Annotated in this window: 18 protein-coding genes; 10 read left to right on the top strand and 8 right to left on the bottom strand. The window is 47.2% G+C overall.

Translation table 11 applies throughout. The annotated features are described in order from the left end of the window. The first annotated feature begins 149 nt into the window (after nt 1-149). Both J7439_RS07740 and J7439_RS07735 read left to right on the top strand, forming a co-directional pair. Complete coding sequence (locus tag J7439_RS07740; RefSeq protein WP_209201258.1) at nt 150-3500, top strand: hypothetical protein; 3351 nt, start codon at nt 150-152, stop codon at nt 3498-3500. A 142-nt stretch (nt 3501-3642) separates the two neighbouring features. Next, entirely contained in the window at nt 3643-6921 is a 3279-nt protein-coding gene (locus tag J7439_RS07735) for a hypothetical protein (protein ID WP_209201257.1), read from the top strand. On the opposite strand, the gene J7439_RS07730 is transcribed toward J7439_RS07735, so the two are convergent. Together J7439_RS07730 and J7439_RS07725 are read right to left on the bottom strand one after the other, a co-directional pair. Beyond that, nucleotides 6914-7339: a deoxycytidylate deaminase gene (locus tag J7439_RS07730; protein ID WP_209201256.1), complete on the bottom strand. Its 426-nt coding sequence runs from the start codon at nt 7337-7339 to the stop codon at nt 6914-6916. The two genes, J7439_RS07735 and J7439_RS07730, sit on opposite strands and share 8 nt — an antisense overlap. 71 nt (nt 7340-7410) lie before the next feature. Beyond that, nucleotides 7411-8625 carry a multidrug effflux MFS transporter gene (locus tag J7439_RS07725; protein ID WP_209201255.1) on the bottom strand — a complete coding sequence of 405 codons (1215 nt, stop codon included), beginning with the start codon at nt 8623-8625 and terminating at the stop codon, nt 7411-7413. A gap of 310 nt (nt 8626-8935) precedes the next feature. Between J7439_RS07725 and J7439_RS07720 the strand changes: the two genes are divergently transcribed. From J7439_RS07720 to J7439_RS07710, 3 genes are all read left to right on the top strand, one after another. After that, entirely contained in the window at nt 8936-9814 is an 879-nt protein-coding gene (locus J7439_RS07720) for a hypothetical protein (RefSeq protein ID WP_209201254.1), read from the top strand. A gap of 356 nt (nt 9815-10170) precedes the next feature. Beyond that, on the top strand, nt 10171-11238 hold the full coding sequence (locus tag J7439_RS07715; RefSeq protein ID WP_209201253.1) for a potassium channel family protein: 1068 nt from the start codon (nt 10171-10173) through the stop codon (nt 11236-11238). Nucleotides 11239-11667: 429 nt separating this feature from the next. Then, nucleotides 11668-13728: an AarF/UbiB family protein gene (locus tag J7439_RS07710; protein ID WP_209201252.1), complete on the top strand. Its 2061-nt coding sequence runs from the start codon at nt 11668-11670 to the stop codon at nt 13726-13728. 173 nt (nt 13729-13901) lie between these two features. Here J7439_RS07710 and J7439_RS07705 read toward each other — a convergent pair whose 3' ends face one another. From J7439_RS07705 to J7439_RS07695, 3 genes are all read right to left on the bottom strand, one after another. Continuing rightward, entirely contained in the window at nt 13902-16991 is a 3090-nt protein-coding gene (locus tag J7439_RS07705; RefSeq protein ID WP_209201251.1) for an efflux RND transporter permease subunit, read from the bottom strand. A 2-nt stretch (nt 16992-16993) separates the two neighbouring features. Beyond that, nucleotides 16994-18136, bottom strand: coding sequence for an efflux RND transporter periplasmic adaptor subunit (locus J7439_RS07700; protein WP_209201250.1), 1143 nt, complete (start codon nt 18134-18136; stop codon nt 16994-16996). 226 nt (nt 18137-18362) lie between these two features. Beyond that, nucleotides 18363-18791, bottom strand: coding sequence for a hypothetical protein (locus J7439_RS07695; protein ID WP_209201249.1), 429 nt, complete (start codon nt 18789-18791; stop codon nt 18363-18365). A 292-nt stretch (nt 18792-19083) separates the two neighbouring features. Between J7439_RS07695 and J7439_RS26380 the strand changes: the two genes are divergently transcribed. Then, nucleotides 19084-19212: a hypothetical protein gene (locus tag J7439_RS26380; protein WP_286198251.1), complete on the top strand. Its 129-nt coding sequence runs from the start codon at nt 19084-19086 to the stop codon at nt 19210-19212. A 64-nt stretch (nt 19213-19276) separates the two neighbouring features. Here J7439_RS26380 and J7439_RS07690 read toward each other — a convergent pair whose 3' ends face one another. Then, nucleotides 19277-20542: a hypothetical protein gene (locus tag J7439_RS07690; RefSeq protein ID WP_209201248.1), complete on the bottom strand. Its 1266-nt coding sequence runs from the start codon at nt 20540-20542 to the stop codon at nt 19277-19279. Between the two features lie 59 nt (nt 20543-20601). On the opposite strand from J7439_RS07690, the gene J7439_RS07685 reads away from it, so the two are divergent. From J7439_RS07685 to J7439_RS07675, 3 genes are all read left to right on the top strand, one after another. Continuing rightward, on the top strand, nt 20602-20826 hold the full coding sequence (locus J7439_RS07685) for a hypothetical protein (RefSeq protein WP_209201247.1): 225 nt from the start codon (nt 20602-20604) through the stop codon (nt 20824-20826). 148 nt (nt 20827-20974) lie between these two features. Then, nucleotides 20975-21157, top strand: coding sequence for a hypothetical protein (locus J7439_RS07680; protein ID WP_209201246.1), 183 nt, complete (start codon nt 20975-20977; stop codon nt 21155-21157). A gap of 54 nt (nt 21158-21211) precedes the next feature. Further along, a complete protein-coding gene (locus J7439_RS07675; RefSeq protein ID WP_209201245.1) occupies nt 21212-22174 on the top strand; it encodes an ankyrin repeat domain-containing protein in 963 nt (320 codons plus the stop codon). A 26-nt stretch (nt 22175-22200) separates the two neighbouring features. Here J7439_RS07675 and J7439_RS07670 read toward each other — a convergent pair whose 3' ends face one another. Both J7439_RS07670 and J7439_RS07665 read right to left on the bottom strand, forming a co-directional pair. Beyond that, nucleotides 22201-22371: a hypothetical protein gene (locus tag J7439_RS07670; RefSeq protein ID WP_209201244.1), complete on the bottom strand. Its 171-nt coding sequence runs from the start codon at nt 22369-22371 to the stop codon at nt 22201-22203. Then, nucleotides 22361-22987, bottom strand: coding sequence for a hypothetical protein (locus J7439_RS07665; protein WP_209201243.1), 627 nt, complete (start codon nt 22985-22987; stop codon nt 22361-22363). Before J7439_RS07665 ends, J7439_RS07670 begins: the two co-directional genes overlap by 11 nt. Nucleotides 22988-23213: 226 nt before the next feature. Between J7439_RS07665 and J7439_RS07660 the strand changes: the two genes are divergently transcribed. Beyond that, nucleotides 23214-25409 (top strand): hypothetical protein, encoded by a 2196-nt coding sequence (locus J7439_RS07660; protein ID WP_209201242.1) that lies wholly within the window; start codon nt 23214-23216, stop codon nt 25407-25409. Nucleotides 25410-25510: the final 101 nt, after the last annotated feature.

Genomic DNA, 25510 nt, shown 5'->3' with positions numbered 1-25510 from the left:
CTCCCGGATGCCTCTGGTTTCTGTTGGGTCAGGAAGAAGTGTAAGTGCATGGGTTCTGTAAATAAACGATCCATGGTACCAACATAGTGAAACCTTCTTCCATCTAGGGTATCCAATTGTTTTGAAAAAAATAGATAAGCAGGAGATAAATGATGGAACCAATGAGTAGCAGCCACACCCAGATAAGGCTTAACACCGGGGATGGGAAGATGTGTTCTGATACACAACCGTTGATGGTTACACCAACAAGTGATCAAGCGCTGACTGATGCAGCCTCGATCAGAGATGGTCATGGGAAGAGCTTTGTTAACAGGGAGGTTCGTGTAATTGAAGTGTCCGAACACTCTCATGGAGTCAGTACACGTGCTCTATTGAAATCAAACCAGAATGAAACGGCTCAGGCAGCACTATGTGAAGGTGCATCAAAGGAAATTAAACCGCAGAGTGCCGAACAAGTTGAAAAAAAAACAGTTCTGGACCCGGAGATGTTGACCCGGAAGCTTGACGAAATAGAAACACAGATCATTGAACTCACCGGTGTTTATGGTGAGATACCGCAAAAGGAATTGATGAGATTTAAGTTAGCCGCACTGTATATCCAGGAGAATATCCTCACAAGAATGTTGTACGGCATGGCAAGTCAGGAGGAAGCATTCAGCAAGTTTCAATCGCTTGGAGACTTATTACCACAATCATCAAATGGTGCTGCTCTCATGAGGGTGCTGGATTTATGGTGGCTTCCCGGTAACGAGAAATACTTTCCTGATAAAACCATTGTTTCTTTAAAGAGACTTGATTCTGTTAGTGAGTATTTGGAGACAGCTCTCGGGGATTTGAATACAGCTCTCGGGGATTTGAATACAGCTGTCGAGTCTTTTGACAAAGGCCGGTTGCTTTTGACAGACAAGTTGAAAAAAAAGCTGATCCCATCAGAAGGAAGCAGTGATAGCAGCACTGCAAGTTCTCTTACCTCAGAATTTTTCAGTGAAACAGAGTTTAAAGAGGTCTTGGGCAGACTTCTTAAAAAAGGGAACAATGAATGTTTTACGGCCAGCCAGAATAGATCTCAAGTGCATGGTTCTGCTTTAAGTGATGTAGAGGATAATCCCTGCAGGGATGAATCGGAAGCCGTAAAAAGCAATAGTGTTAGGGAGTTATTAGAACAGTCATCCGAAGCTATGAAGTCTGACTTCAGTTTGACAAAACTTGATAAATTAGTGGTTATTTTTCACCATCTTTACCAAATACATAACAATGAAATGCATATTGAATCAGTTAATCTTACCAATATTGATGTTCTTGATAATTATTTTAACGAGCTTTTATTGGAAACAGAGTTATCCGTTTATGAGAAAGAGATTGCCTGTTTTGCTTTTCTACAATCATTAGGACATTTTTACCACAAGATAGCTATGGAGTGCAAAGTCAGTTGCTGTACTGGAAAAAGTAATCATGTAAAATCAGCTCATTTTAATAAGGCAATAACTTACAATACCAAGCTTCATAAAATGGCAATGGTCAGTATTAAAGGGGATATCTGTCAGGGTGCTGACTTTTGGGTTTTAAGCCTGCTCGCTTCAGGATTTTTGATGAATTATCGCTGGACATCCAGGGACAGGGCTCAATTAACCTCTCTAAGTCTGGCGGTGGAGAGAAGCCCTAAACAAGAATCGGAGATTGCACTGGCAAAATATACCTGTTTTTCTATCGCAGAACTCCTGGAGGATGTTGGAGCGTACAGAAGTGTTGCTGATAATTCTGAAAAATACAATACCTTTGCGCTATTAACCATGCTTTGGAATGATCTTGGGTTTTCCCGTTGGCCATACTCAACCACCTTGAATCCGGAAAAAGCGCTTGAATATCTGGAATTCATTCGATATGAAATAACCAATAATGATAATCAAAGCGCCGAAATGCTGAAGCAATCCATGGATATTGCCTATGAATTTAATAAATTGATGCAGGGATCGACGCCGATTTCACAACTGTATTCTGAAAGAATCGCCCTGTATTACTTTATGCTGAATGATCCCAAAAAGGCATTGGAACTTCTTAAGTTTACCAAGCGTAAAAGTAAATCGCTTTATTTCGGGCTCTGCATGGCATCAAAGCGTGAATACCAGTTTGCCATTCAGTTTATTGAAAAGGAAAAGATTAAAGATGCTTGTATTAAAGCACTGTTAGGTATTCTATGCGAAAGACTTGCCAGTTCTCAGGAAGAATCATCTGAACAATATGATGAATTGCTCACAAAAGCAGAACTTAATTATCGGGCCGTGATTGGCTCACGGCCTGAAATGAATAAATATTTAGCCATGTTGATTGAAAAACGAGGGTATCTATCAGACTCGCTAAAACACTGGAAAGCTTACCGCTGTTTTTTACATGACCAGGAAGATAAAAGTAATATAAGGTCGGTAAGGTTTAAAATTCCCATGGAGATTAAACTGGTTGGTGAAAAAATTCTGGAATTGGAGAACCTGATAGGGGAAATTAAATCTGAAAAAAAAGCAGAGTCACTATTGGGTGATGATAAATCTTATAGCGAAGAAACTGTGAAAAAGAAGCCTGGACGTCAACCTGCCAGGAAAAGAAAAGGCAAGAAAAAAAGTCGACCTGCTGCTGATAGGAAACCGGCTTGCCAGGAACAAAAGCCACCAGACTTCCACAGCGAAAAGCGTATTTCTATTCAAGTGCCGAATCTCGAGTCTGAGCCAGATCTTAACAGTGGATCAGAGTTTGAGGGACAAACCGATCCTCAACACCATTATCAACAGGGCCTGAACGAAAACCAATGGCAGCTCGTCACTGGTAAGTCTGACCCGTTTCGGCTTGTTGTGATTCAGGGCGTTAAAATTCCTGTTGGCTTTTCAATAAAAGAAGTCGAGCGTCACTGGGGAAATACCCGCGATATGAGAAATAATTTAACCAATCGGTTACTCTTCCTTGACATTGGCCGGGGAGATTATGATGGGGTTTTGGGACTCATTGATCAATATGTGGGCAAAACTGAAAATCCGGTAGCACAATTACACTTCATACAAAATAGAGAGTGGCTGTTGAGATGTAAGAGTTTTGATAACCGTGCACTTTATGTCCATTGTCGTCGTTCTGGCCAAACGATCCAGGCATTAAAGGCAGAGTTACGATTATCTATTTTGCAATGTGTGCAAAAACAGGTGGAGTCTGTTTTTCAGCATGCGTTTCAGCGCTTGCCTTCACCTCTGTGGTTCAGTAATCCCGAGTTGTTGAAAAAGGACATTAAATACCTGATAGATCACGTTCATCCTGAATTTTGTGTACAGGTTGGCGCTCAATTTTCAACAGCGGCCCATGTAATGAGAGATATTCATTGGGAGTTTACCTGCCAGAGGGTAACCGACCAGACATGTCGCTCACTGTATGGCCACTCCCCCGGGGACTATTCCAATTTGGCTGAAAAGTTCTATAAATTTCGTGATTTTATTGATCCACAACATCTTTCGGACATTATTTAGAGGGCCTTCCTGAGAATGCCTCCCAGGTATCTATTGATCAATATAAATAAACAGGCGACAGATTATGAACCCAATAAGTAGCAGCCACACCCCGGTAAGGCACAGCTTTGAGGGCGGGGAGGTGTGTTCTGACACACAACCGTTGAAAGTTACACCAACAGTATTGGCCGGTGAAAACGTTTTCACGGGAGCGGGCACGTTCAGAGATGGTCAAGGGAAAAGCATTGTTAACAGGGAAGTTCGTGTCATTGCAGCACCCGAACAGTCTCATGGCGTCATTACCCATGATCAAGCCAGCCAATGTAATGTGGCGCAAGAATCGCTGTGTGACGGTGCACAACAGGATGTGCAACCGGAGCGCACAAAGGAGGCTGAACTTCTGGCAGCTCCGGATCCGGAGATATTAGCCCGGCAGCTTGACGAAATAAAACAACAGATTATTGATCTCACCAGGGTTCATGGTGAGATACCCCATCAGGAATTGATCAGGTTTAAGTTGGCGGCTCTGTATATTCAGGAGAATTTCCTCATAAGAATGTTGTATGGCATGCCAAGTGAGCAGGAAGCATTCAGTATGCTTTATTCTCTCGGAGACTTAATACCACCATCAAATGGCAATGCTCTCATCAAGGTGTTGAATTTATGGTGGCTTCCCGATAACGACAAATACTTTCCTGAAATTGAATCCTTAACGAAATTTTATTCCGTTTGTGAGCAAATGAAGGCAGTTGATAAGGAGCTGGAACAAACTGTTGAGTCTATTGATAAAAACAAGAATTTTCTGAAAGCTTTTGAGAAGTTGAAAAAAGCAGTTGTCTCATCAGATGGAAACAATGATAGCAGTAATTCAGGTTCTTTATTTTCAGAGTTACTTGCTAAAGAGTCAGAATGCAAAGAAGCCCTGGTTAGAATAAGATCTATCCTTGAAAAAGTTCACCATGAAACTGCTATTGCTGGCCATAATCGGTTCCAAATGCACAGCCCTGCTTCAGGTGATGCAGAGGCATGTCGATGCCGGGATGAACCGGGAGCCTTAAAAAGTAACAGTGCCAGGGAACAGCAGGAGGGACAATTGGCTGAAGTTGCAAGATCTCCCTTTAGTTTGACCAAGCTTGATAAAATAGTGATTATTTTTCACCATCTTTATCAGGAATATTGTGATGATCATTATGTTGAAGTAGTTAATGCTGGCAATGTTGACTTTCTTGATAATTACTTTAACGCACTTTTATTAGAAACAGAGTTGGCCGTTCATGAGAAAGAGATTGCCTATTTTGCTTTTCTTCAGGCATTGGGGCATTTTTACAACAAGATAACTATGGAATACTCAATGTCATCCCATGGCTACTCTTCCGGAAAAAATGCCGCTGTAAAGTTAGCCCTCCCGGGACAGGTAAAAACATATAACCGTATTCTTCATAAAATGACGATTACCAGCGTTGAAAGAGGCATCTGTCGTGTTGCTGACTATTGGGTTTTAAACTTTCTCGCTGCAGGATTCCTGGTAAATTATCGCTGGAAAACGACTGACAGGGTCCAATTATCCGCATTAAGCTCAGTATTGGAGAGATGCCCTAAACAGGAATCAGAGATTGCACTTGCAAAATGCACATGCTTTGCAATCGCAGAAGTCCTGGAGGATGTTGAAGTGTTTAGAAGTGTTGCTGAAAACTCTGCAAAATACAATACTCTGGCACTGTTAACCATGCTCTGGAATGATCTTGGGTTTTCCCGTTGGCCTTACTCTACCACTTTGAATCCGGAAAAGGCACTTGAATACCTGGAATTCATTCAAGTTGAAATAAATGACCATAAAAATCAATCTGCTGAAATAGTCAAAAGAGCTATGGATTATGCTTATGAATTAATTCTATTGATGCGTGGATCGACACGAAGTGCACGACTGCGTTCTGAAAGAGTCGCCCTGTACTACTATATGCAGGGTAATCCTTCCAAGGCATCAGCACTTCTTGAATTTGCCAGGCATAAAAGTAAAACACTTTATTTCGGACTTTGCATGGCCTCAAAGGGTAAGTATCAATTAGCTATTCAGTTTATTGAAAAGGGCAACGTTAAAGATGTTTGTGTAAAAGCATTGTTAGGTATTCTTTACGAAAAACTTGCCAGCTCTCATGGTGAGTTAAGTGATCAATTCTCAGGCCTGCTGAATAAAGCAGAACTTAACTATCGGGCGGTGATTGGCTCACGGCCTGAAATGAATAAATATCTTGCCATGTTGCTTGAAAAACGAGGAAACCTGTCAGGCGCACTGAAACAATGGAAAGTCTACCAAGGTTTTTTACATGGCCAGGCAGATAAAAGCAATGTAAGGTCGGTCAGGTTTAAAATCCCCATGGAGATTAAACTGGTTGGTGAAAAAATTCTGCAATTGGAGAACCTGTTAGAGGAAATCCAATCTGAAAAAAATGCCCATTCATTATTGGGAGATAATAGATTTCACCGTAAAGAGGCTGAGGGAAAGGCACCAGAAGGTGGACCTGCCAGGAAAAGCAAAGCCAGGAAAAAGAGCCCGCCTGCTGTCGTCAGAAGACAAGCTTGCCAGGAAAATTGCCAGGAGAAAAAATTACCCGACGTCCAGACCGAAAAGCTCTTTGCTATTCAAATGCCCGATCTTGAGCCAGAGCGAACCCTTAACAGTGAACCAGAGCTTGAGGAACAAACCGATCATCAACAGCAACCGGGCCCGGACGATAACCAATGGCAACTTGTTACTGGCAAGCCTGAACCGGTTCGCCTTACTGTGCATCAGGGCGTTAAAATTCCTTTTGGCTTGTCAATAAAAGAAGTTGAGCGTCACTGGATGTATACCCGTGCTTTCAGAAATGATTTAACCAATCGGTTGCTCCTCCTTGACATAGGCCGGGAAAATTATAATGGGATTTTGGCAATCATTGATCAATATGTGGGTAAGATTGAAAATCCGGTAGCACAGTTACACTTTATCCAAAATAAACAGTGGCTGTTGAGATGCAAAAGCTTTGATAACCGGGCGCTGTATGCCCAATGTCGCTGTTCCGGACAATCGATCCAGGCAGTAAAAGCAGAGTTACGGTTATCTATTTTGCAATGTGTGCAGGAACAGGTGGAATCTGTTTTTCAGCAAGCCTTTCAGTGCTTGCCTTCATCGCTTTGGTTCAGTAACCCCGAGTTGTTGAAAAAGGACATTAACTGTCTGATAGGTCACGTTCATCCTGAATTTTGTGTGCAGTTTGGAGCTCAATTCTCAACAGCGGCCCATGTCATGAAAGATATTTTTTGGGAGTTCACCTGCCAGAGGGGAAAAGGCCAGACGTGTCGCTCACTGTATGGCCACTCCCTTGAAGACTATTCTAATTGGGCAGATAAGTTCTATGACTTTCGTAATTTTATCGATCCACAGCATGTCTCGGATGTTATTTAATGGATACCTGCTCAATGGCAACGCCGTTTTCCCGACAGAACTGTGATAGTTCTTCCTGGGGATTGCGGTCGTACTGGATGTCATAAACAATGCGCCGAATACCGGCCGCTAACAGATTTTTGGTGCATTGATCACAGGGGCTGTGGGTCACATAAGCGGTAGCTCCCTCAATGGGAGTACCCAGCCGTGCTGCCCAGATAACCGCATTGAGTTCAGCATGAATTTCATGCCTGAGCGACCAGGGATGGTGTTCTTCGTAGTCAGCCTCATTACAGTTGATATAGCCTGAAGGCGTGCCATTAACCCCTGTGGAAAGCACCCGTCCATCCTTGACCAGCAGACAGCCTACCTGAAGGCGCACACACTTTGATAATTTGGCCAGGGAGTGGGCCATCTCCATATAAACGGTATCGCTCATAGATAACAGGTACCTGAAACAGTCTGAGAAAACGGGTATGGTCATTCATACCCGATGCGATAGTAGCAGATTCAGGCAGTCTGTGGAGTGGCTTCTGATACATCGCTGGTTTTCATCAGACAGAAACCGGAGATGGCAACTGCGATTAAGGTGATCGCTGACAGCGACAGGGTACCCGCTTCAGGCAGAAAGCCGATCAGCGCACTGATCAGTGTTGCCAGCAGCATTTCAATAAAGAAAATCAGGCCCGCAGCGGTACCCATATTCTCTTTCATATGTTCAGTGGCCCTGGCCTGACAAAGCGGCATAAACAGACCAAGACCCAGTTCATAAATAGCGATACCCGCAACATAGCCGGTGATGGATTGACCATCCGTCAGCAGACCGCTCACCAGGGAAACCATGGCACCAATCATCAGCAGGCTACCGGCGACCAGGGTGCTCTGGCTTCGGCTCATGTTGGCGGTCAGTTTAGGGCCCATGGATGCACTGAGCAGGTAGCTGGCAATAGCCATAGCAAACAGGTAGCCATAGGTTGCCGGAGAAATGCCTAACTCACCAATAACCACAAAGGAGCCTCCGGCAACAAATACAAAGGCTCCGGCAAATGCCGCACCGGCGGCGATGGTAAAGCGCAGATAGCGGGCATCCGTCAGCACCGCTTTATAGCCTGCCAGCACAGAATTTTTCGATGTGATTTCCGTGGTTGTTTCCTGCCTGTGTTCTGGCAAGAGCGCCAGTGCCAGTATCGCAATCACCGCCATGGCTGCCATCACGTAAAAGCTGTACTGCCAGTCGGCATACTCCTGCAGATAACCACCGGCAATCGGTGCTGCCATGGGGGCAATGGTCAGGCAGCCGCCAATATAGGCCAGCATTTTTACTTCCATCTGGTCACGGTAATAGTCCCGGGCCATCATTCTGGCAACGGCAGTGCCGAAGCAGCCAAAAACGGCCTGGGCAAAACGGGCGGCAATGAACAGATAGATGCTGTCCGTCAGCAAAGTGATTGCTGTTGCCGCAAGGTAAAGGGAATAGCCCATCAGCAGGGTTTTCTTACGGCCCAAACGATCAGCCAACGGGCCAACAATCAGCATCGATAGGGAAAAGCCCAGCATGAATAAACCAACACTCCATTGAGCGATAGCGGAGGTGGTGCCAAAAAACGCGGTGATTGCTGGCAGTGATGGGGTGAAAATATCAATGGACACAGGTCCTACCACCGCAAACAGAGTCAGGAGAATCAGAACAAAAGCGGGGTGTTTTTCGGGAGTCAGGTGTCGCATGGTGGTCCGCTGATAAGTTGAAAAATAGGGAGATAATGCGACAGGTACGATTGATCAACAATCCGTGTTTATGCCAATTATCAGGATGTTGATCGCTATTTATAGAGCAGACATTAATTTAATTATGATGTCTGCGCTGGTTTGCCGGTGGAACTCAAGATTGATATAAGCGCAAAGGGCTGTTAAACCGATTGACTGAAGCCTTGACCAACTACTCAGCGGGGCTGAACTATTTCCTGATCATAAGGTCTAAAATTGGTGACTGATTATCAGTCGATTTTTACGAGCTAAATTATCAGGTGTTCAAAAAATGATTACAGCTACTCCGCACGCAAATTCACAGCAAGCAATCAGGCTTTCTGAGCTTGAGGGTGGTTCAGCTTTAGCTGCATCGGTTGATGTTAAATTCGGTGATACATTCCGGACTATACAACCGGTTGTTGAGCCGGGAATTCTGCAACGGGCCAACGATGCAATCAATATAGATAGCTATGATTTTGTTAAGGATAAATATCAATCAATACTGAGATCCAGACTTTGTTCACAAGTGTGGCAAGGAGTTGATGACAGTCAATGTATTTTTTCTTTAATCCCTGAAGGCTATCCAGAAACCAAAGTACGCGTACAATTTGCTCCTGATGCTCGGATTGTTAATCAGGAAAGCTTTGCGCGCCAATTAATGACCAGTGATAAGGCATTGATTGAGCTGGCAATAAAAGGTGTAGAGGTGTTGGCCGGGCAATTCTCATTGCAGGGTCAGACTGTGGAATTTGTTGCGTTGGGGATCATTCGAAATTTCATTCGCAGTGGCGGTTTAGGCGGATCTTTCTGGTCTCGTGATAGGGGGGATTATAGCCTCGTGATGTTAATGAATGATGATTCAGTTAAAGAGGGTGGTCCTTATTACACGGGAGGAGGGCTGGCAACAGCGGAATTAGAGAGTAGAGATTGTTTTGGAATATATTATGCTACTGAGGGATCTGTTGAAGACCACCCTTTCGAACAAAACCTTGGACATGTTTACTCAAACACAGGCAGTCTTATTCATCGATTCGCTAAAGCCAAATATGTCCCGGACGAAACTGAAAAGCAGCCGGCTAAACCTCGGGAAAACTATGTTGTAATGCCACCCTGGGGAAAGCCTGTTGAACAGAGGTTATTGCATATTATTATGACCCCCCTCTTATGATACCCACCAGCCAGTGTCAAGGTTTATGTCCGTCGTGTCTGACTTATCCAGGCGAGTGAAATCCTGGGTTAATGGTTAGTTGGTGATTTTTCACCCAGAGTCTCTGATTATACATCAGGTGTCAGATAATAGGCTGTCCTGTGCAGCACACCGTCATCTGCGTTGCTCCGGGACTATTGCCCGTAGCGAGGATAGCGAGAAATTGAGGATAAAATTCGGTTTTTGTCTGGCAAACAGGCCTGGGACCTGAAAAGGCCTGAATCACAGATCTTATAAGTTAACGTCATGAATATATGTGTTATTATCACGCACTGGTGATATATCAGACTTCTTTGGGTCCGGCAGACTTCTGTACCATGCATAGTAGGGTTAACTTGAGTTTTCTTAAATCAACTTTGCGGTTCTTTCACCACCAGTTTCTGAAACTGAGCTGGCTGGCTTTGCTGATGGGTTTGCTGGGCCACTTTATTTTATCCTGGGCGCTGATGTGGCTGGCGGGTGAATCGGCACTGCTGCCTGTTGATCAGTGGTTTTATTTTTATGTCACAACATCGACCACCGTCGGCTATGGTGATCTGAGTCCGGGCACTGCCTCAGGGCGGGTTCTGGCCGCGTTGTTTATTCTCCCCGGTGGCGTTGTGCTTCTTGCAGGAGGACTGGGGAAGCTTTCATCATTTTTTCTCAGGTTATGGAGTAGAAGAATGCAGGGCAAAGGGGATTACTCAGATTTGGACAATCATATTGTCATATTTGGCTGGAAGCGGAATCACACCCCGAAAATGTTGCAGCTGATTTTTGGCGACAAACGTCGTGAGAATCGTAAGATACTGCTCTGTACCAGCCAGGAAATGGAGAATCCTTTTCCTGAACAGATTTTGTTTGCCCAGGGGGAAAGCCTGACGGAGCCGTCGTTTATTCAGCGAACCGGCATTGGCAATGCGGCCAGAGTGATCGTATTCCGTGACTCCGATGATCAGACCCTGGCCACCTGCCTGAGTATTGCCGCGACAAAAACCAAAGCCCATATTGTTGCCTGGTTTGAAAGCCTGCAGATGGTACATCTGCTTCAGTCCCACTGCCCGCAAATAGAGTGTCACAGTAATCTGTCCATGGAACTGCTGGTTCGCTCAGCCCAGGATCCGGGGTCTTCCCGTGTGCAACAGCAACTGTTATCAACGTTGACCGGGCCAACACAGTACAGTGTTCGCGTGCCTGAAGATTTTGGGGGGACTACTTTTGGTCGACTGCTGGAGTTTTTTAAAATTCATCACGAAGCCATAGCCCTTGGAGTGGCCGGGTCTGCCACCGGAGATAACCTGAGGTTAAACCCGCCCGGCAATGACCGGGTGGTAGCCGGACAGGTTGTTTATTACCTGTCCGCCCAGCGGATTCACGGAAATGAAATTCAGTGGGAGCAGCTGTAGTTCCGGCGCTGCGGTAATCAACCCTATTTCTACCATTGAACTTGAGACCCATGCGGTGTTAAACATTAATACCGCAATTTGGCCTTTTTCGTTGATTCTCTTTCTTTGCCAACCTTTTGAACAAGTAAAAACCAAATCTCTCCTTATAATGCCGCAGTTTTTTCGTGGTTTTAAATTTGTACTTTAGTTTTAATTTGTGAAATATCTATTCCCGGGTTTATCTTCTCAAATCAAGAGTATTATTTGATGAATAATCATGCTTTTAAGTAATTGATATATTTTCAACAGAAATAATAGTGAACTTTTCTTCTTTTATTCGGTCTCAATAAGTAATTAATCATTATGTGATTACTCCTCAATTGGGCTTAATCACTTATTTTTCTGTTTTAAACAGTAATGTTTCCACTAATAACAAAAAGGAGCTCTGTCATGATGCAAGTTAATGGATACCCTGAATCGGCCAGCGAAATCCCGGATCAGCCCAGTTCTCATCCAACAGTTGGTCATGTTGACCCATTATCCCAAGGTGTCCATTCTGCGACCTCTACCCCGCTACAATCACCTTATGGACCCATGGCTGCCGGTCATACTGTTACGGCTGTCCCACCTGTGTCGAACCTGGGCGAACAGCAATTTGACCCTGAGAACCCTTCCAAAGTGCCTGATGATCAGGTCATCGTTGGACGCCAGCCTCGTACTCTATCTTCCCTTGAATGGCTGGGTGAAAAGATCAAAAACGGGTTTGCCAGTATGGTCAGAACGTTCAGGATGATGGGGATTCTCTTCAGTATCTATCGGCATGGTGGGAGTGTAGAGAGCCTCCAAAACGCTGCCGCTAAAGCCCGGGGGGGAATTCTGGTAAAGGCCATTCAGTTTGCATGCAGTTCTCCCTCAATTGCCAAAGATCTGTTTGGTGATAACCATGAGGATTTTACCAGGACTTTATCCTACGTTACCACCAGCAATACGCCAATGACCAAGGCTGAGCTGATTCATTGCCTTGATGAAGCGGGTATTGATTACGACCCGGAGCGATTGGATGACAGGGTTAATCTCGGTACCGGTTCAATTGGTGAGGTCAATGATATCATCTTGAACAGCGGCGAGCATCTGATTGTCAAGACCGTTTCCCCGTCAAGTGAAATCAGGGTGTATTCTGATTTACGGGTTCTCAGGTTCGTGCTGGGGCTGGTTACCTTCTTTGCACCAAGTTCAATTGAGAAAGGAACCAAGCATGCTATTTTCTCATTCTTTGACAGTGTCAAGGAAGAATTGAATCTGATCACTGAAGCCAACAGAACCCGGCAACAGGATTTTGCTAACAAGGCCGTTGCAGAGCAGCATATATTTGATATTCGACAAGACGAATTACCGGAGTATGCATACGCGCTGCCTTCCAGGCCAGATGGTTGGACTATCAAGCATCCTCGCACCGGCGATGTTTTGCTAAGGCTTCCGGTTAATTTTAAAGTTCCGGCCGTTTATGGTAATACTGCCTCTCCCCATGCCCTGGGCATGGAAAAAATTGATGGGGTTACGCTAAGTGAAAATGACCAGCCAAAACTTCGGAAGCTTGCGGCAAAGTTATTTAATCTCGATGAGACGAAACTAACAGACGATCATTTACTCGCCTTCAGGTTCAGTCTGAAAGAACTGGCATTTTCACACTGGTTCTACTGTTATGCCCAGACGGGATTTTTTAATGCAGATATGCATGATGGTAATGTCATGGTCGCCGTTGAGAATGGCAGACTGAGCATTTACTTTATTGATCTGGGTAATGCACAAAGAGTCTCGAGGAATGCGGTGAAAGCCACCTATACCATTCTTGGCGCGATGGAGAAACTCCAGGAAGAGTCCGGTGTAGCCAGGAGAAGCCACTACGCAGATGAGGTCATTCAATGTCTGCAAAGATTGGGTGAATATGAACCTGGTAAAGCAAATTGGGTTAAGCTGAAGCAGGAGGTCCTGAATCTGATGCCCTATCGTGGGGATATGGACAAGATTGATAAAAAAGTCATTGACCTGTTTAACAGAGCCTATAAGTGTAATGTGAAGATGCCAAAAGAAACTGTAGCGTTGTTCAGGGCCAAGGTATTAATTAACTCCCAGGCTACTATGACCGATGAAGCAAGAAGGTCGTTGGACAACATCGTGCCTTCAGTGATCCAACTGCTGGGCAGTGATGGCAGTTCAAGTTTGCCTCACGGAAACATCGCTGATCAAAATGCCCTGCTGATTCTGCTCCAGCAGCTTCCAGAATTACGTGACAGGTTAATTGAAGTAATGAGAACCACTCCAGTATCTGATGAGCAATTGCGTTATGCAGCTTCTCAATTACTCTCAAAAATAGGCTTACCCCCTGATGAATTCATACGTGAGGTTAATCAATTAATTCAGCAATGGCAGATGATGCCTGCTGGTGATCCCGGACATACGCGCAGTCATACCTGGGCCAGCAGTCCTTTTCCTCCACCGGTGCCAGCTTAGAGATAATTGGTAATAAGTTATCAGGCCTAACCGGTAACCGATAATACGGCAACCGGTTTTGGCCTGAGTAACTTCCGGCCCTGAGAGGCTGTCCGGGAATAGGTTGTCCTACTGCGGTGGCAGCAAATTGGCCAGAAAATCCGCTTTTGTTCGGCAAATAGCACCACTATTCACTATTGAGTCAGCAGCTTCTCCAGTTGTCTTGTCACATGGTCCGGAGAGGTGGTTCTTCTGGCCATCAATGAATACATGGCTGGCACCACAAACAGGGTTAACAGGCTGGAGACGGTAACACCGGCAAAAACCACGACCCCGATAGAGAACCGGAACTCTGAACCGGCACCTGAGGCCAGCAGCAGAGGAATGGCACCAACCACCGTGGTAAGAGCGGTCATCAGAATAGGGCGCAGCCGCAAAGCTGATGCTTCAAGTACTGCCTCGTTAAAGTTCCACCCCTGATCCCGAAGCTGGTTGATAAACTCCACAATCAGAATGCCATTCTTGGCCGATAACCCGATCAGCATGATCATCGCCAGCTGGCTGAAAATATTCAGGGTTTCACCACTGAGATAAAGACCGAACAGGGCTCCACAAATGCCCAGGGGAACGGTGAACATAACAATCAGCGGGTGAACAAAGCTTTCAAATTGGGCAGCCAGCACCAGGAACACCACCAGCATAGCCATCCCAAAGACAAAGAAAATGGCACTTTGGTTTGATCGATAGTCCAGGGATTCCCCTTTGTAGTTGACAATGGCCTCAGGAGGCAGGTGCTCGACCACTTGCTGATCGAGAAACGCCAGGGCTTCCCCAATGGAGTAGTTGCCTTCAAGGCTTGCGGAGATGGTAATGGCACGGTTCCGGTTGTAGTGCGTCAGCATGGCAGCTTTACCCACTTCCTTTACGGTTACCAGATTGTCAAGACGGATTAACCCACCGCTGGTATGGGAGCGGACGTAAAGTGAAGCCAGATCGACAGCGCTGGTAAAGTCATCTTCCCTGGCACGCAGGAAAACATCATATTCCTCACCACGCTCCATAAAGGTCGTGTCTGTTACACCGCCCAGCATGGTTTCCAGGGTTGCCCCGATTTCTTCTGCCGAAACACCCAGCTCCTGGGCCCGCTCCCGGTCAATGGTGATCTCCAGCTGTGGCTGATTCTGGTTGAAGTCAATATCCACATCCCGCAATCCGGGATTGTCACGGGCCTTTTCGGCAATGACATCGGCCCATGCCACCAGTTGATCAAAGGAACCCCCACCCAGTACAAATTGCACCGGGGCTTCGGAACGGCCACCGATGGTGGAGCGCATCACTGGAATGGCCCGGACATTGGGAATACCAGCCATCAGCTGACGTATCTGACCCATGACTTCGGCGGCGCTGACCTCCCGGTCATCCCAGTCTTCCAGAGTACCGATCAGAATGCCGGAGTTACTGCCACCGCTGCTGCCCCAGCCCGGGGAGCGGACGTACAAATATTTCAGCACTCCCTGGCCCAGATGCGGCAGCAGTTTCGCTTCCAGCTGCAACATGCTCTGTTCCATGCTGTCATAGTTAGCGCCTTCAGGACCTTTGACGATCACAATAAACTCACCCCGGTCTTCAGCCGGTGTGAAGGTCTGGGGAATCATCGGGTAGAGCAGAACCGTCAACCCCAGTGAAGCCAGCAGTAATAACAGACCCAGCCATGGGTGTTTGAGCATGTTCGCCAGAGTCTGACGATAAACGTCAGTGAGCCATTGATGTGCTTTTTCGATCAGCTGGCTTGCCTTTGAAGGTTTGATATTCAGCTTCAGCAACCGGGAACTCATCATAGGCGACAGGGTCAGGGCGATCAGGCTTGAGAAAACCACTGCGCCAATAAGGGTCATGGCGTATTCCGAGAACAGTTGGCCAACAGAGCCTTCCATAAACAGGATGGGCACGAAGGTCATCACCAGAACCACCGTGGTTGCCACCACGGCAAAGCTCACTTCCCGGGCACCTTTCCATGCGGCGAGCAGCGGTGGTTCGCCACGCTCCAGGTGCTGATGGATATTTTCCAGCACCACAATCGCATCATCCACCACCAGACCAATGGCCAGAACCAGCGCCAGCAGCGTCAGCAGGTTGATGGAGTAGCCCAGCAGGTGGATAACGATAAACGCACTGATCAGCGAGACCGGTACCGTAACGGCCGGGATCAGGGTGGCCCGCACATTGCCAAGGAAGATATAAAGCACCAGCACCACCAGGGCAATCGTCATGGCCAGGGTGGCATACACCTCATCAATGGCGGACTGGATATAAATGGAAGAGTCCCGCGTGGTGGTCATATAGGTACCTTCCGGCAGGAAAGGGGTGAACGCGTCGATCTCATCTTTCACGTTCTGAATCACTTCCAGCGGATTGGCCTGTGAAAGTGGCACAATGCCAAGGCTTAATACATTCCGGCCATTGGCTTTTGCCAGTGTCTCGATCTCTTTGGCCTCGGTACGGATGGAGGCAATATCCGCCAGATAGACTCTGCGGCTGCCATCCTGACGGATCAGCAGGCGGCGGAAATCGTCTATGGTGTTGTAGTCACGGTTTAACCGGACGGGCAGGGTTCTCAAACTGTCGGTTAATTCACCGGCAGGCAGTTCGACATTGTCACGACGCAGGGCGCTGCGGACGTCGCTGGTGGTGATTTGCCGGGCCGCCATGGCCCGGGCATCCAGCTCAATACGCATGACGTATTCCCGGGCTCCCATAAGTTCAACGGAGCTGACGCCATCGACCAGGGAAAGCCGGTCCTGCAAGGTGCGTTGCGCATAGTCAGTGAGTTCAATCAGAGACATGGTGTCACTTTGCAGACTGACATTGAGAATGGTTTCGCCACTGCCATCGTTTTTCCAGACAATGGGTGACTCGGCTTCATCCGGCAGTCGCCAGATAACCCGTGACATGGCTTCCCGGACATCATTGGCTGCCGTTTCCATATCCCGGTCGGGAGAGAACTCGATATTAATCCGGGACGTACCATTACGGCTGGTGCTTTCAATAAAACGCACCCCTTCAATACCACCGAGCTGGTCCTCAATGACATTGGTGATCTTGCTTTCAATAACCTCGGCAGAAGCCCCGGCATAGCCGGTATACACCATCACCGTCGGTGGGGTTATATCCGGCAGCTCCCGAACCGGTAACATCCGGAAGCAGATAACCCCGAAGGTAATCAGCAGCAGACTGACGACAGTGGCAAATACCGGTCGTTTGATGGATAAATCAGACAATATCATGGTTACAGCAATCCATTGGCAGCGGCAGGTGTGACCGGGTTGGCAGAGAGAACAGACGGTTCTTTGTCAAGCACGGTTACCCGGCGGCCATCGGTCACTTTTACCGCACCTTCGTTCACTACCCGCTCGCCTTCCACCAGTCCGGATAATACAACGATGTACTGGTCAATGGTTTGCCCGGTGGTAATGGTTCTGCGTTCCACCCGGTTTTGCTCATCAATCACAAACACATAACGGCGGTTACCGTCAAACAGGATGCTGCGGGAAGGCACAACTAATCGTTGTTGCTGGTTCTGGCGCTCAATAGAGATACGCATCAGCATGCCCGGGAGAAGCTGTGACTCAGGGTTATCCAGCAGGGCCCTGACCTGAAGGGTGAGATTGACCGGATCAATCCGGGGGTTAATGCTGTCGATGGTACCGGTAAAGGTTTTTCCGGGCCAGGCATCGGTGGTTGCTGAAACACGTGCCCCTTTGCTGATCTGGCCAAGGGTGTTTTCCGGCAGGTCAAAGGTCAATTTCATGGTGCTGAGATCATCCAGCGTGGTCAGCACGGTACCGGCATTGACAAGGGCTCCAACGCTCTGTTCATGGAAGCTCAACATGCCGGCGAAAGGGGCTTCCAGCGTATAGTGATCCAGTATGGCCAATTCTGCCTGAAGCGCGGCTGCAAGACGGTCAACCGTGGCACGCTGAGCCTTGAGTTGCTCAACGGAAATGGCTTTGCTGTTGATCAAAGCTTCCATATAGTCCAGTTGCCGCTGGGCATCCTCAAAGGCAATTCGCGCCTGGGCGGTGATTGCCTCCTGCTCACGGTCATCCAGTTCAACCAGCAGCTGTCCTGATTTGACACTCACACCATCGCGCAGATGCAGGGCAACAATACGGCCATTGATTTGCGGGGCAATGTCAACGGACTGGTTGGCTTTCAGGTTTCCCAGAGCCATCAGACTCTGTTGCAATGTGGTGGCCGTCACGGGAAAGGCCGTTACCGCAGGAGCCTGGCTTTTTGCCGCTGTAGCGGAAGCTACCTGGGAAAAAGCTGCCAGGCCGGTCAGGGCAATCAGCAGGATTGCCCGGGATTTGATCGTAAGTGCCCGAGCCAATACCAACCCCGGTTGTGTGAAGAGAGAGCTTGCTGTCATGACCCGGAGGTCTCCTCCTTGTGGGAATAAGGGACATCAGAATTTGGCGGAAGTCTGACTGAATTCATTAATGGGGGGATTATATCGTTAAAAGGTTCGATGGTACCCTGACGATTACGATAACTTTTCGTAATTTTGAGTCCATTCAAAAGAAAGACCAAAGTCAGTTTCGGCTTCCCTGGATTTTGCGTCAGGAAGACTGCCCCCAGCTCTTTCAGATTCCGTATTACAAGTCAATTTCCTGTGAATTCAGGGATTTCAGGAATACTAATTTATCTCTGTTAAACCATGCTGTTGATTCACAACTCCATCCGGGAAGATCAAAGCCTTGTGCACAATGTACAGCATCAAAATCAATGACCACACGTTCCCAATCTATAAAATCATCATTTTCTGAACGAGGGTATTCTTTTAATAAGTGTTCATACTTTTCATATGAGTCAATATGAAATATATTTGCTGTTTCTGAAACCTGAAATTGAGCCGCAGTTTTGCCTAAGAAAACGTGCATACCGTTATTTCTACACCACTCTATCCAGGCAGTTGTGTTTTTTTCGGTTTTGGTTTCTTCGGTTGCAGTTTCTTCTTCTTCGGTTGCAGTTTCTTTTTTTAGAGTACTTGTCCAAAAAGTATTTTCAGGTTTATCTGACGGCACTCTTAGCCATATTGGAAAATTCTTACTCAGACGTTCGGAGATAAAATGAATAGTGGGGTCATTTTTTATTACCTTCCTGCTAGAAAGCAATCGTTGTATATCAAACTGCTGATCACCTCTTGGTATGAATACTTGTTATGAATGATAATTATCATATATTGAGGATTGCTCTGAAAGGAAAGCAGCACTATGTGAACTGGTTAGCTCACCAGACTTCACAGGAGATAAATTCATAGTAAGTTCCTTGTGTTTACGTTTATGAGTGTTTATTCACAAGAAAGTTCACAAAGTCATGGATAAAATTCAAATCATGAAAAGCAGGGGACAGAAAAACAGAAAAACAGAAAAACAGAAAAACAGAAAAACAGAAAAACAGAAAAACAGAAAAACAGAAAAGAAAGCAGGGGGTAGGATTGTGTAAATATCTTTTCTTATCAGTGTAAACAACAGCTGTCATTCACAATTAAAGACCTGACCCTGATGTTTTACTCCCTTTTGATCATTTTCTGAGCTGCTGCTATTTTTTCTTCTGTCCAGCGACCCACCTGTGTTGTCAGGCTACGCTCTTCGTCGGCAAGCTCAAGGAGTTCTCCATAGTCTTCCCATGTATCTTCATTAACAGCATCAAGCTCATCGTAGGTTTTCCTGACGGTCTGCAGCCGTTCAAGGGCCTCGCTTTTCCTGGTCACGAAATCCTCCAGTAACTGTCGTTTCTCGCTGTTATCCGGGTCTGGACGCTTGCCACTGTCACCTGTTTTTGAGTGTTGTAATAAGAGCTGAAAGGCTAGAAGATCCCCCTTACCCATGTCGAGCCTGACTTTCTGGTCTTGCCAGGGCTCCTCAACGGCAAAATGGCGGACGATTCTGGTATATAAACTACCAAACAGTTCCAGCTTCTTAGTGTTGTCCAACGCGTTATTGTTCAATAGCAGCTTTTCACAACTATCCAGCCGTACCAGTGCATCGTTCAGCTTCTTCTTTCTCGTTTTCTTCTTATAGCCGGGCAGCTGTTGTTGTTCAGAGAGAGCAACGGTTGCTATCACACTTTCATGCCTGTATTTCTCTTCATCGTTCAGCGGTGACGCCTGAATGACGGTTTGTAGTTTATAAAAGGCGTCTATGCTCAAGTCAGCAGCGCTGTCCCGCCACTCTTTGCTGCTGCACTGTGTCAGAAATACATTGAGCTCGGTACGGAACTCCTGGCCTGCAGCTGCTTCGGCCCTGGAAAGCGCTGTGAATTTCCTCTGGTCGACAGGGGACAGTTCACCCATATCCCCTTTTTTCTGCCGCCATTCTGTTATTGCCGTTTTTGCCTTTTGCCATTGCGTCCTGAGATCTTCCAACTCATCAAGCGCTTCTCTGGTCGGATTTAGTTCGATATTTTTCAGCCCGATCTTTCCGGAGTTATATTTGTCTTTTCGCAATGATTTAAGTTCTGTTGTGCCCAGCGATTCCTCTGCCGCTATTACCGATTCAATGGTCTGTGTCTGGTACCCGGAATCATTGGTATCCTCGAGGTCTGCCAGCTGGTCAGCGTACTGCTCCCTGAGATCCTGGTGCAGGGTGTCATCGCCGGTTGACTCAGCGGCTTGCCATGTCTCCATGGTCGCTGTGGGCAGGGTATTGCCAGATCTGGTAGTTACCATGGTCAGGCTTTCATCTGGCATCCGATCGCTATTGTCAACCGGCAGCTCTGGTAATGGTCTTTTGTATTGCTCAAGAGGAGGCAGTAGCAGACGATTGCTATTCATTGGCACCTGCTTATCATGATGGACAAGTGGTGGCAGAGGCCTTCTGCGTTTTTTCGAGGATGACTTGTTATGTTTACCTGGCGGTGGTGGTAGCGGCCTACTATTTTTCGAAACGGGATGAGAGGTGGGGTTGTCACTATTGTCACCCGGCGGTGGTGGTAACGGCCTGCTTTTTTTCGAAACGGGATGAGAGGTGGAGTCGTCACTATTGTCGCCCGGCGGCTTTGACCGAGGCCGTTCAGGGCGTATTTGGTGCCCAGATCCCTGTTGTTTATCAACATTAACAGGTTGCTGTACTTTCAGACTGCTTACGGGTGTGGTGATTTCGACTTTTCTCTGCCGGAGGAGAAAATCCGGCACCTTTGAGATCACAAAAGTTATTGCGGTCCTGGCGATTTTTTTAACCTTTACCGATACAGATTCAGTCGGTTCATGGATCGATATCTGACGATCGATGAAGCTAGCTCTGGTGGCGTTTTTGCGCTGATTGTTATTGTCCTGATGGGTGCCGGGCTGGACAATGTGTTGATTGGTAGAATTGTTGATTTTTGGCATAAAGATCCAGTCCCCTTGTGCCTGATCTGCAACCTGCTAACTGTTTGCCATATCCGTTAAGGCAGTTTGCATGGTTATCGACGATTGTCAGAGATAATCCATGTGGAAGTAGTTATGATTACACTGTTGAGAGACGTTGAAAATATCCTGTTGGGCGCAACAAAGAAACTGTCCCCGGACGACAAAAATCTGCTCAAGGCAGCCGAGGATGGTGACCTGGCATCGGTGAAGACATTGTTGGAACAGGGGGCTGATATTGAGTCCAGGGATAATTGTGGAAACACGCCACTGTTCCCGGCTTGTTCTAAAGCCGATCTGGAGATTTTAAAGGTATTTCTCGACGCAGGTGCCTGCGTTAATGCCCGCTCTGATTCAGGCCGGACTCCGCTGCATACGGCCGGTAGCGGGGAGGTTGCGAAAGAGCTTCTGGCCCGGGGAGCCGATATTGAAGCCAGGAGTGTTGATAAATTAACGCCACTAATTTGTTCGATTCACTTAAACGATACACTTGAGGTATTCAAGGTGCTTCTGGCTGCCGGTGCCAATATTGATGCAGCTGATGCATATAAACTGACATCATTGCACTATGCGGCTAGCAAAAACTGCTTCGACTTGAATTATCTGAAGCTGCTTTTGTCCGAGGGGGCTAACCTTGAAGTCAGGCAAGACAACTGTACACAATGGACCCCGTTACATTTGGCAGCACAAAGTGGTTCGGGCAAGAAAGTACAACTATTGGTGGCTGAGGGTGCCAACTGTAAGGCGCAAGACTGGAAGAGGTGTACACCGCTGAATTTTGCCAAGGGCAGAATTCGCAACTTGAAAGTCCTGTTGGCCGAGACTGGCAGGTTTGACAACATCAATCGGAATAATGAGCCGGATAATTTTCAACCCCAATCACTTCAGGTTTGCGCCCGGGCTTCTATCCGCTCGCGCCTGGTTGCACACAGTAAAGAAACACGACAACCGTTGTCGAAATCGGTGCCGATGCTGCCGCTGAAGCCGCTGCTGCCGGTGGATAAGCCACAGCTCAAAGACTATGTGTATGAGCCTTTGATGGGAAAACTTATTTTTTGATTAGCAATATGGTATATCTGACGCCATCACTGCTGTTGCAGTGCTAATAGAGTCTGGCCAAGGTTGACTCTGGAGCTGGGAACCAGTTTCAGGTCTTGAATCCATTCAAAAGAAAGATCAAAGCCAGTTTCTGGCTCCCTGGTTTTTGCGTCAAGAAGAATGCCCACAGCTTTTTCAGAAGCAGTATTACAAGTCAATTTCTTGTGAATTCAGAGATTTCAGGAATACTAATTTGTCTTTATTAAACCATGCTGTTGATTCACAATCCCATGTGGGAAGACAAAAGTCTTGTGTACAATGTACAGCATCAAAATTAATGGCCACACGCTCCCAGTCTACATAATTGTGGTCTGCTGGATGAGGATATTCTTTTAATAAGCATTTATATTTTTCATTTGAGTCAATATGAAATATATTTGCTGTTTCTAAAACCTGAAATTGAGCAGCAGTTTTTCCTAACCAGGAATTCTCAGAATTTTCTCTACACCACTCTATCCAGGCAGTTGTATTTTTTTTGGTTGTGGTTTCTTTTTTTAGAGTAGATGTCCAAAAAGCATTGGCAGGTTTATCTGAATACACTCCCATCCCTGATGAAAAATTCTTACCAAAAAATTGAATGTTTAACAGAGCTGTGGGATCATTTTTTATTACCTTCCTGCTAGAAAGCAATCTTTGCATATCAAATTGCTGACCCCCCCTTGGTATGAATATTTGTGATGAATGATAATTGTTGCTTATTGAGGATTGCTCTGAAATGGAAGCAGCAGTAGATGATCTGGTTAACTGACTGAACTTAATAGACGGCAAATTCATAGTAAGCTCCTCGTGTTTATTTTTATGAGTGCTTTTTCACAATGAAAGTTCACAAAGTCATGGATAATATTGAAATCATTATTGCTCATGCCATAAGCCTGACTACACTTTGTTGAGCATTTTTGCTCCGAGGCTTTTTGCTTTTTGTCTTGTCCAGTCTCTTTTTATCTGTTGGACAGAACCTAAACCACAAGATAATAACTGTCATTATTATGAGGTAGTCGTTTTGATAGAGCCATCGGCCGTGTCCAGGGTAGGCACCGCGGGTGACCGGCAACCTGTAACAACAATGTCTTTTGAACCACAGGGACGTTGGGGCAGTCTGGCTGTATTCAGGGAGTCAGGGGTAGAACCGCGTTTGCCGGACAATGCTCCGGATAGAACCCTGATAAACGACAACGATGAAGACAACAACCCATCGTTGCACCGTCGTCAAACGGCCAGCCTGGCCCGCACTGGTCAGCGGCCGAATGCCGCAGTTGTGCCGGGGGTGCTGTCCGGTCTTGCCACTGCTGGCATGGCAGCAACCGTCAACCGTAACAATGACCCGTGGATTGCGGTGGCTGATGCCGAAACCCTGGGCAAGATTGGCCATGATCCGGACTACCCGCTCAACGGCAATTACCAGCAAACTGTTGCGTATATTGACGGTGGCCAGTTGCGCCAGTCCATTGGTAATGACACTCACCCCTTTACCGGCATCCTCCGTGGCAAAGAAGAAAAAGGGACCATTGGCAACCTCAGAAATTGCCTGGTGAAAACGCTGGCCGGTGAGGGTCGTGTGGATAGCCTGCGCTTTACCGGTGCCAATATAACGTCCACAGGCTCCACCGGGGTGGTGGCCTGTAAAATTTCAGACCAGGCCACAGTCAGCAATATTTGTGTTGATAATGCCCGGGTAGTGGCCTTGGGTAAAAAAGCCATTGGGGGGATTATGGGCGGGGATGTCAGTGGCTCGGTTGTCAACACCATGGCAATGAACAGCAATGTAAAAGCACACAGCTCCAGAGACAGTGGCAAGGCAGGCATCGGCGCAGGCTGGCTTACAGGGGGCAAGGTTGTCAACACCTCAGCGGTGAACTGCACTGTGGCAGCCTCGGTAGGAGGGGCCGCAGGCATTGGCGCTGGACAACTTAATGGTCATGGCATAATTGCCAACACCACAGCAGTGAACTGTAAAGTAGTTACACCTGATTATGGCAAGGCTGGCATTGGTGTGGGATACCTCCAGGTTGGTACGCTTGCCAACACCACAGCAGTGAACTGCAAAGTGGCGACTCGCAGTGGCGGGTCAGGCATTGGCGCAGGGTGGCTTGATCATCATATCAGCAGGGTCACCAACACCACGGCGGTGAATTGTCAGGTGGAAAACGCGGGTGCAGATATATTCGAATATTCTGGCATTGGCTCGGCTGGCATTGGCGCGGGTAGGGCTCATGTCTTCGACACGGTTGCTGACACCACAGCGGTGAACTGCCAGGTGGTAACCTCCGGCGAGAATGGTGACTCAGGTATCGGCGTGGGCAGAGCTTCTGTTGGTGGTGCGGTTGTCGACACCACAGCGGTGAACTCTACCGTAGTAGCCTCCGGTCAAGGTGGCAGGGCAGGCATCGGCGCAGGGCGGGTCCTCCTTAATCTGGCCACTGTTGCCAACACCACAGCCGTCAACTGTCATGTGAAATCCACAGGTCCTGGTGGAGGCGCAGGCATCGGGGCGGGTCTGGTCAGACTTAGCGCTTTATCTGAAACGATTGCCAACACCACCGCGTTGAATTGCTCAGTGTTAGCCTCGGGCAAGAGTGCAACGGCGGGTATCGGGGTGGGGGATATTGATTCCGGTGGCACTGTTGTCAGCACCACGGCGATTAACTGCCAGGTCGATAGCCTGGGTGAGGATTCAACAGCCGCCGTCAGGGGTGGGCCTGACCCCGATATCTGTAATGTCCATGTTAATGGTCTCGAGCAGAACAATACAGACATCAGTTGTCTTTCCGAGCAGGATAAGTTATGTGCAGGCTTTAACCATCGACTGCTGACAACGGATTGCCAGTTTAATGATGATTTTGTGGGATTGATCAGAAGTAATACCCGCCGGTTATGCCCTGTTACCCCAACAATAATTCCGTCTGCCTCCAGCAACAGAAGCCCGTCGACGTCAGGCCTGAGTAACGTCGCTATAGCCGGTATCGCCTTCGGCGGAGTGCTCTTTGTACTGGTCGGCATTGTGTGTCTCTACCGCTATTATTGCCACAGAGCATCGTCCAGGGCTGCGGGCAACCATTATGAGCCTCTGGTGGCCAGAGGCAGGAGAGACGTCAGCCTTACCATGGATGGACCCGATAATTCCCAGCGAAGCCGCATACCGGGTAATATTCCTGCACACACTGATAATGAACGGATGCCGTTAATTCCGCGGACATAGGCTCAAACTGTCATTGCCTGTGCAGTAAGGAACTGTCCTGAAATAACTGGTTAACACAGCCCAGGCAGTGCGAGCATTTTTATTGGCAACTGCCACCGCTG

It is taken from the genome of Salinisphaera sp. G21_0, from assembly GCF_017744115.1.
GTDB lineage: Bacteria > Pseudomonadota > Gammaproteobacteria > Pseudomonadales > Endozoicomonadaceae > Endozoicomonas.
The sequence above is the reverse complement of the archived record's forward strand: the minus strand, read 5'-3'. Positions and strand labels throughout refer to the sequence as shown.

Excerpts from the sequence above, each read along its gene's own strand:
- J7439_RS07685 (WP_209201247.1), top strand. The coding sequence starts at position 20,602 with ATGACTTGTTATGTTTACCTGGCGGTGGTGGTAGCGGCCTACTATTTT.
- J7439_RS07710 (WP_209201252.1), top strand. The coding sequence starts at position 11,668 with ATGATGCAAGTTAATGGATACCCTGAATCGGCCAGCGAAATCCCGGAT.
- J7439_RS07690 (WP_209201248.1), bottom strand. The coding sequence starts at position 20,542 with ATGAATAGCAATCGTCTGCTACTGCCTCCTCTTGAGCAATACAAAAGA.
- J7439_RS07675 (WP_209201245.1), top strand. The coding sequence starts at position 21,212 with ATGATTACACTGTTGAGAGACGTTGAAAATATCCTGTTGGGCGCAACA.
- J7439_RS07705 (WP_209201251.1), bottom strand. The coding sequence starts at position 16,991 with ATGATATTGTCTGATTTATCCATCAAACGACCGGTATTTGCCACTGTC.
- J7439_RS26380 (WP_286198251.1), top strand. The coding sequence starts at position 19,084 with ATGGATAAAATTCAAATCATGAAAAGCAGGGGACAGAAAAACAGAAAA.
- J7439_RS07720 (WP_209201254.1), top strand. The coding sequence starts at position 8,936 with ATGATTACAGCTACTCCGCACGCAAATTCACAGCAAGCAATCAGGCTT.
- J7439_RS07665 (WP_209201243.1), bottom strand. The coding sequence starts at position 22,987 with ATGAATTTGCCGTCTATTAAGTTCAGTCAGTTAACCAGATCATCTACT.
- J7439_RS07680 (WP_209201246.1), top strand. The coding sequence starts at position 20,975 with ATGGATCGATATCTGACGATCGATGAAGCTAGCTCTGGTGGCGTTTTT.
- J7439_RS07740 (WP_209201258.1), top strand. The coding sequence starts at position 150 with ATGATGGAACCAATGAGTAGCAGCCACACCCAGATAAGGCTTAACACC.
- J7439_RS07715 (WP_209201253.1), top strand. The coding sequence starts at position 10,171 with ATGCATAGTAGGGTTAACTTGAGTTTTCTTAAATCAACTTTGCGGTTC.
- J7439_RS07730 (WP_209201256.1), bottom strand. The coding sequence starts at position 7,339 with ATGAGCGATACCGTTTATATGGAGATGGCCCACTCCCTGGCCAAATTA.
- J7439_RS07725 (WP_209201255.1), bottom strand. The coding sequence starts at position 8,625 with ATGCGACACCTGACTCCCGAAAAACACCCCGCTTTTGTTCTGATTCTC.
- J7439_RS07700 (WP_209201250.1), bottom strand. The coding sequence starts at position 18,136 with ATGACAGCAAGCTCTCTCTTCACACAACCGGGGTTGGTATTGGCTCGG.